General features: G+C 63.2%; 9 protein-coding genes. 4 read left to right on the top strand and 5 right to left on the bottom strand.

What is annotated here, in order from left to right; all coding sequences use genetic code 11:
• Positions 1-365 precede the first annotated feature (365 nt).
• Both ACWAUG_RS11010 and ACWAUG_RS11005 read left to right on the top strand, forming a co-directional pair.
• The gene (locus ACWAUG_RS11010) at positions 366-923 is read left to right on the top strand and encodes a recombinase family protein (protein ID WP_460802442.1); all 558 of its coding nucleotides are present in this window, start codon (positions 366-368) and stop codon (positions 921-923) included.
• Between the two features lie 43 nt (positions 924-966).
• A complete protein-coding gene (locus ACWAUG_RS11005; RefSeq protein WP_460802444.1) occupies positions 967-1470 on the top strand; it encodes a hypothetical protein in 504 nt (167 codons plus the stop codon).
• Here the strand turns inward: ACWAUG_RS11005 and ACWAUG_RS11000 are convergent.
• The 4 genes from ACWAUG_RS11000 to ACWAUG_RS10985 all read right to left on the bottom strand — a co-directional run bounded on the left by ACWAUG_RS11000 (position 1397) and on the right by ACWAUG_RS10985 (position 3580).
• Entirely contained in the window at positions 1397-1594 is a 198-nt protein-coding gene (locus tag ACWAUG_RS11000; RefSeq protein ID WP_460802443.1) for a ParB family protein, read from the bottom strand. The genes ACWAUG_RS11005 and ACWAUG_RS11000 overlap by 74 nt on opposite strands.
• Positions 1595-1653: 59 nt before the next feature.
• Complete coding sequence (locus ACWAUG_RS10995) at positions 1654-1968, bottom strand: MobC domain-containing protein (RefSeq protein WP_460802441.1); 315 nt, start codon at positions 1966-1968, stop codon at positions 1654-1656.
• Between the two features lie 153 nt (positions 1969-2121).
• A complete protein-coding gene (locus ACWAUG_RS10990; protein ID WP_460802440.1) occupies positions 2122-3378 on the bottom strand; it encodes a DUF3631 domain-containing protein in 1257 nt (418 codons plus the stop codon).
• A 4-nt stretch (positions 3379-3382) separates the two neighbouring features.
• A complete protein-coding gene (locus ACWAUG_RS10985; protein ID WP_460802439.1) occupies positions 3383-3580 on the bottom strand; it encodes a helix-turn-helix transcriptional regulator in 198 nt (65 codons plus the stop codon).
• Between the two features lie 84 nt (positions 3581-3664).
• On the opposite strand from ACWAUG_RS10985, the gene ACWAUG_RS10980 reads away from it, so the two are divergent.
• Positions 3665-4384 (top strand): helix-turn-helix domain-containing protein, encoded by a 720-nt coding sequence (locus ACWAUG_RS10980; protein WP_460802438.1) that lies wholly within the window; start codon positions 3665-3667, stop codon positions 4382-4384.
• A 196-nt stretch (positions 4385-4580) separates the two neighbouring features.
• Here the strand turns inward: ACWAUG_RS10980 and ACWAUG_RS10975 are convergent, their stop codons facing one another.
• On the bottom strand, positions 4581-5027 hold the full coding sequence (locus ACWAUG_RS10975; RefSeq protein ID WP_460802437.1) for an NUDIX hydrolase: 447 nt from the start codon (positions 5025-5027) through the stop codon (positions 4581-4583).
• A 43-nt stretch (positions 5028-5070) separates the two neighbouring features.
• Between ACWAUG_RS10975 and ACWAUG_RS10970 the strand changes: the two genes are divergently transcribed.
• Positions 5071-6018 carry a LysR family transcriptional regulator gene (locus ACWAUG_RS10970; RefSeq protein WP_460802436.1) on the top strand — a complete coding sequence of 316 codons (948 nt, stop codon included), beginning with the start codon at positions 5071-5073 and terminating at the stop codon, positions 6016-6018.
• Positions 6019-6118: the final 100 nt, after the last annotated feature.

The following is a 6118-nucleotide window of genomic DNA, read 5'->3' as shown; positions in this document are numbered from 1 at the left end:
ACTCATGTTCAGACCTTTCAATCAGGGGCGCTGCTTCCGCAACTAACTACCCCTGCCACATAGTCTGACGCGCGACACGAAGGTCCAACCTCGGACTGATCGAAATGCGCTTGGTTGCTCCCGTGTCCACTCATAGACCAAACCTAGGCCGCGGATCGCTCATTGACGGAATGTGCCTGCCGGACGAACAACTGTTCTGGAGCGGTAGGCGTTGGCCGCCGCGCATGCTCACCGGACAAATAACGCCCACAGAGAACCGCCAAAGAGCGATCAACTCCACACTCCACGACACGCCGAGATTGAGCCCGCCGAAACCCCCTGCCGAAACCGAATCGGTCCGAAATCCGGACGGTACCGTTTTCGGCATGGCACACGAAATCGGTTACGCCCGAGTCTCCAAGCGCGAGCAGAATCCCGACGCGCAGGAGGCCGAGCTGCGCGCCGCCGGCTGCGAACGAGTGTTCGTCGACCACGGCGAATCCAGCCGCGTCTCAGATCGCCCGCAGTGGCTCGCCTGCCTCGACTATCTCCGGCCGGGAGACACGCTCAAAGTGCGCCGGCTCGACCGCCTCGCCGGCAGTGAGCGCATCCTGATCGAGACGTTGCAGAACCTCGACGCCCGCCACGTGAACCTGATCAGCCTCACCGAGCCCATGATCGACACAACCACACCGATGGGCCGAGCCCTCTACGGCATCGTCGCCGTGTTCGCGCAGCTCCGCGTCGACACCATCCGAGAGAACACGCTACGCGGGCTCGACTACGCGCGCAGTCAGGGCCGCGTCGGCGGCCGGCCGAGCGTGATGACGCCCGAGCGGATCGCGGAGGCCGAGCGCATGCGGGCCGAGCAGCTGAGCTGGGCGAGCATCGGGCGTGTGCTCGGAGTCGGAACTTCTAGCGTGCGACGAGCACTCGTACGATAGCGCCCTCCCGCCACTGATAGGATCATCTATCGGGGTGATCGGTATGGTCTTCACGGAGGTTCCGGAATGGGCACGCGCGGCGGTGCGCGCGCGGCACCGGAAAGAGATGGACGAGCTGGACTACCGACGCGAGCTGCGACGACTTGACCAGCATCGACACAGCCAGCGAGAGATCGCCAAGTGGCTCGGGATCGCCCAGCCGTCCGTGCTCAGTGCGCTGCGCACCGCAGCGAAGGTGACGATGCCGGTCGAGGGATTCTCGGGTGCGACGCCGTACGAGATCTGCCAGCGCTACGCCGCCGGCTTCCTCAATCGCCCGCAGCTCGTTGACGAGCTCACCCGGTTCCCGTACGTCAAGGGGGGCCAGACGGACGGCTATGACTCACTGATTGTCGACCGCCCGGGCACCTGGTCCGAGGTAAGCGATGCCAGACGTCGCGGGCTCATCGAGGATGGCGTCTACGAGGAAGTGTTCAACGCCCGTCATCGCGACTATGGTGCTCCAGTGGTCGCCCTCTCGGGATCCGCACCTCTGACATCCGAGTGAACTGGTCCCCGTCGTTGTGTCGAGCTTCCAACCGCACCGTCTCGTACAGCACTGCACGACTGAGGAACTCGGACAGCGAGCGGTGGCCTTCTACGGCCATCGTGTGGAGCATCGCTGCACGCATGCGAGCGTCAAGCTCCCGGTCGATGTAGAACGCGACCTTACGCTGACTCGGGTTGCCCATTAGGGCGCACTCCGACTGATCAACTCTTCGAGATCGTCGTAAACCTGACGCGCTCCGCGGAGATGCGCACGCAGCTCGCCGATATCGATGGCGCCAGTGGTATTCGCGACCTTCGCGATCTGGTTGACATTGTTCGCCACATTTGCGAGTAATCGTTCGATTCGAAAGTAAAGCCTGAGGGTGTTCTCGCGCTCCGCGCGCGTTTCTCCCCCGCCGTCCGCCAGCGCCGACTCCACCAAGAGTCGTGCGACGGTCACGCCTTGCTCAGAGGCTCGCGCAATCAGCGCCGCTTCCTCACCGTCGTTGACACGCACCTTGTGAACGATCGCACGCGCCTCGGATGTGTTTGTCCTTCGCCGCCCCGCGCTCACTTGGTCATCACCGCCCAGCGCAGCGACTCGCAGGCCACGGCAGCGGGATCGAAAAGCAGGTTAGGGGCCCTAACCGTATAGCTTGCTCCGCAGGTTTCAAGCACGAGCACGAGGAACCTCCTCGATGCGGGAGCCGGTATCTGCCGCGCGATGCTCCGCATCCCTTTGCCCTCCCCCGGTAGCGAGGCGTAGCGGGCGCGTAGCGGCATCGCTTTGTTCTGTTATGCCGTTATCGCGGGGATGTAGCGGTGTAGCGCCTGTAGCGGGCGATTGTGCAGACGGGAGATAGCGCATCCACGCATCTCGAAGGTCGGCGAGCCGGTACCCCTTGCGCACATTCTCGCCTTGGCGATGGTTCAGCGGCCGCACCCCGTAGGGCCTCAGCACCCGGGCCATCCCGGCGACACCGAGCGTGCTCATGAGCTCTCGATATTCAGGGTTACGGGCGAGAGCATCCAGGAGTTTACCGCTGCCGATCCACGCGCCGTCTGAGTAGGAATGAAGGACATCGCGTGTGGCCTCCAGCAGCATCAAGCCGGTGTTCGCGGTGCTCTCATCTTCGCGCGCTTGCTCCACGATTGTGATCGCCGCCGCCCACGCTCTGTTGATCCAGTCATCGCCCGCGAGATGAGCCACCGCGACAAGCGGCTCCCACAGGTCGGCTGCGCGGTCTTCGACGGGAAGCTCCGGCCGAACGCCCGCAACCTCGTCGGCACGATCTACCAGGAGTTCGTGCAGTCGGTGACGAACTCCTGCGAGGTATTCACCGGCGTCACGCAGCCGGAACTGCTCGACCGGTTCTGCGCCGGTTCGTCGCCTCATCGTGAGGACGATGGCCCGATCTTCGATGGTATCCGGGAGAGCACCGATCGAAGCGATCGCTGCGAGTGCGAAGACGCGATACTCCTTCAGCTGGTTGTTCGGCTTCTCGACTCTCCCGTACACGAAGCCGCGCTGAAACCCGGTGTTCAGGATGCCGCGTAGAGCCTCCGAACGTTCGCTCGGTCGGCCCGCGGAGAAGATGGCATCGGCCTCATCCAGCAAGAGCGTCGGTGGGGCCTCCCCCGCCTTCTCGATCCGACGGAAGAGGTATGGCACGCTCACGTCAGCGAAACGGACCGGGTCGTTGACGAGAAGGCTGAGCACTTCGAGTAGGCGTGTCTTGCCGGATCGTTTCTCTGCGGACCGGATGACCAGCCGAGGGGCAACGTCAAGGGCCGGCACTACGTGAGATGCGGCGGCCCACAGCGTCACGGCGTCGTAGGCAGCCGCATTCGGAAGAACGCAGTACCTGCGGATCGCTACCTGCGTGGCGTTGAGCGCTTCCGCCAGCTTTATGAGACCGGAAGTCACGGGATCACCGTCCGACTGTGGAAGCGCGGCTCTCGCGGATCCATTCCTGCACCTCAGAGCGCGCGTAGCGAATCGTGCGCGGGCCGAGCCGGTAGAACTCGGGACCGCGGTTGAGATAGCGCAGCTGCGCCAGCGCCCCGGTCGTCAGTCCGGTCATCTCGGCTACCTGCGCTGGTGTGAGCAAAGACTCTTCCATGATCATGTTCCCTCCGTGTCGTCGTGCTCGTCGGATGTGAGCACCTGAGTCGACGATGACAATGTCTGAGGTTCTAGACACGATGGACGCATGGTTTGGTCCGAATCGGGGAAAGACTCGTTCGCTCGCACGATCGGTGACCGGGTGAGAGAGCTACGAATACGTCGTGGCTACCGGTCCGCCCGTGAGCTTGCTGAAGCGATCCCAAATGCACGGTTGACGGCCAAGGTGATCAACAACGTCGAGATCGGCCGGAAGCTCGACCTCACGGTCGTCGAGCTTCTGGAGTTGTCACGGGCGCTTGACGCTGCCCCTCAACTGCTCCTCGTGGACTATCTCCGTCCCTACGACCGAACCGAGATTCCCGGTGTCAGCGAAGGCATCGCCACTATGTCTGGGGTCGAATTCCTGGAGTGGCTCTCGCTACCGTTCGAAGGCCATCCGATCCTGATGAATCTCAAAGTCGGGGACCCTGAAGAGACTGGAGCGCTTCTCGCGCTGCGCGGCTACGAGATGCAACGCCGTTTCACGGAGCACCAGCTACAGCAGCTCAAGCATGCGGTGCGGATCAACGGGCAGTTTCCGGGTTCCAACGATCTTTCGCTTCTTCGGCGTCGAGCTGCCGAAGCTGCGTCAGAGCTGCGGCGTATGGCCGATTTTCTGCGCGCTCACGGTTTCCAGCTCCCGGACGACCACCTTGACCACGAATTGACCACAACTGCGTATGCAGACAGCGATTCGAGTGATCACGTCGATCACACAGATCACCGCAATTCCACGCCTGTGAGCACTGCCACTCCCAGAACATGAACCTCAAATCTGACTGAAAATCGTGAGGTCACGGGATCGACGCCCGTCGGAGCCACAAGAACCGTCGTTACAACGGTTCCAGAAACCCTCGCCTAGCTTCTACATGGCGGGGGTTTTGCTTTGCCCCATTCCGATCGCTTCCGTGGTCGTTGAGTGGACAACGCGAGACGAAACGCGCTGGTCGAGCCCGAGAGACTTAGCGGCCGACTCCGATCAGCTCCAGCGCCCCGGCCGGATACAGCGGCAAAGCATCCGCATCCTCGTCGAACGCTCTCCATTCGACCGGCACGATGCTGCCGTCGCTCTCCATGAGGGTCGCGCCGACCTGCGCCGGCGCGGGGTCGAGGCGCCCGATGTAGACGAAGACGATCTCGTGCCCGAAGACGCCGTCGATCTCGAAGATGTTCTCCAGCACGCCGAGATGGCGCAACTCATGCACGGTCGCACCGAGTTCCTCATCGACTTCACGCAGCACGGCCTCTCGATGCGTCTCGCTGAGCTCGACGCTTCCGCCGATCAGCCGGTGATACCCGCGCGGATTCTCGATCGTCGGGGTGTTGCGGCTGACCGCATGCGCGGTCCCGTCGGCGTTCGGCGCGATGAGCATGGCCTTGACCCGGATGCGGGAACGATCGATCGACACCCCACCACACTAGATCACCCGACAGCCCCGATAGGCTACGACGATGGCACGGGGCGCGACGGCGAGCGGAATCACCCTGCAGCAGCTGCGGTACTTCATCGAGATCGCGGCCGAGGGTTCCATCACCGCGGCTGCCGAGCTGCTGTTCGTGTCGCAGCCGACGATGTCGACCGCGATGAAAGATCTCGAGCAGCGGGTCGGTCAGGCGCTCTTCCATCGTTCTGTGCGCGGCGTCACGCTCACCGAGGAGGGCACGGAGTTCCTCCGTTACGCCCGCCAGGTCGTCGAGCAGGCCGAGCTCCTCGAGCAGCGTTACCTCGGGCGGGCTCCCTCTCGCCGACTGCTCGGCATCTCGGCGCAGCACTACTCGTTCGTCGTCGACGCCTTCGTGCGCATGGTGAAGGCGTCGGATGCCGCGGAGTATGCCTTCAGCCTCCGCGAGACCCGAACGTGGGAGATCATCGAGGATGTCCGCACGCTCCGCAGCGAGATCGGCGTGCTGTACCGCAATGACTTCAACCGGGATGTGATCGACAAACTGCTCCGAGAGTCGGGGCTGGCGTTCACGCCGATGTTCCTGGCGACGCCCCACATCTTCATCGCCCGCACGAACCCGCTCGCTGAGCGCGCGCAGGTCACCCTCGACGATCTCGAGGACCTCCCGCGGCTCACCTTCGACCAGGGCGCGAACAACTCGTTCTATTTCGCCGAGGAGCTCCTGTCGACGCGTTCGTCGAAGCAGGACATCCGGGTGAGTGACCGCGCCACGATCTTCAACCTCATGATCGGTCTCGGCGGGTACACGATCTCCACCGGCATCATCTCGGACGACCTCGACCCGTCGATCGTATCCGTGCCGCTCGACATCGACGAGCGGATCGAGATCGGCTGGATCGGCCATGGATCCATGCCGCTCACCGGGCAGGCCGAGCGCTTCGTGGCCGAGATGCGCGACGTGGTCGCTGAATTCGGCGTCGAACTCTTGCCATAGTATCCACCTATCTTTCACTCCGAAAGATACTGATGAAACTATGACTGGCGCTCGTTCTTAGACTGGCCCGACCGATGAGGGAACCCTCCTCACGGTCCGA

It is taken from the genome of Microbacterium sp. GXF6406 (assembly GCF_054798215.1).
This window is presented reverse-complemented; position numbering and strand designations above follow the sequence as displayed.

Coding starts and splice junctions, on each gene's coding strand:
- ACWAUG_RS11010 (WP_460802442.1), top strand. CDS start 366: ATGGCACACGAAATCGGTTACGCCCGAGTCTCCAAGCGCGAGCAGAAT.
- ACWAUG_RS11005 (WP_460802444.1), top strand. CDS start 967: ATGGTCTTCACGGAGGTTCCGGAATGGGCACGCGCGGCGGTGCGCGCG.
- ACWAUG_RS11000 (WP_460802443.1), bottom strand. CDS start 1,594: ATGCGTGCAGCGATGCTCCACACGATGGCCGTAGAAGGCCACCGCTCG.
- ACWAUG_RS10985 (WP_460802439.1), bottom strand. CDS start 3,580: ATGATCATGGAAGAGTCTTTGCTCACACCAGCGCAGGTAGCCGAGATG.
- ACWAUG_RS10980 (WP_460802438.1), top strand. CDS start 3,665: ATGGTTTGGTCCGAATCGGGGAAAGACTCGTTCGCTCGCACGATCGGT.
- ACWAUG_RS10970 (WP_460802436.1), top strand. CDS start 5,071: ATGGCACGGGGCGCGACGGCGAGCGGAATCACCCTGCAGCAGCTGCGG.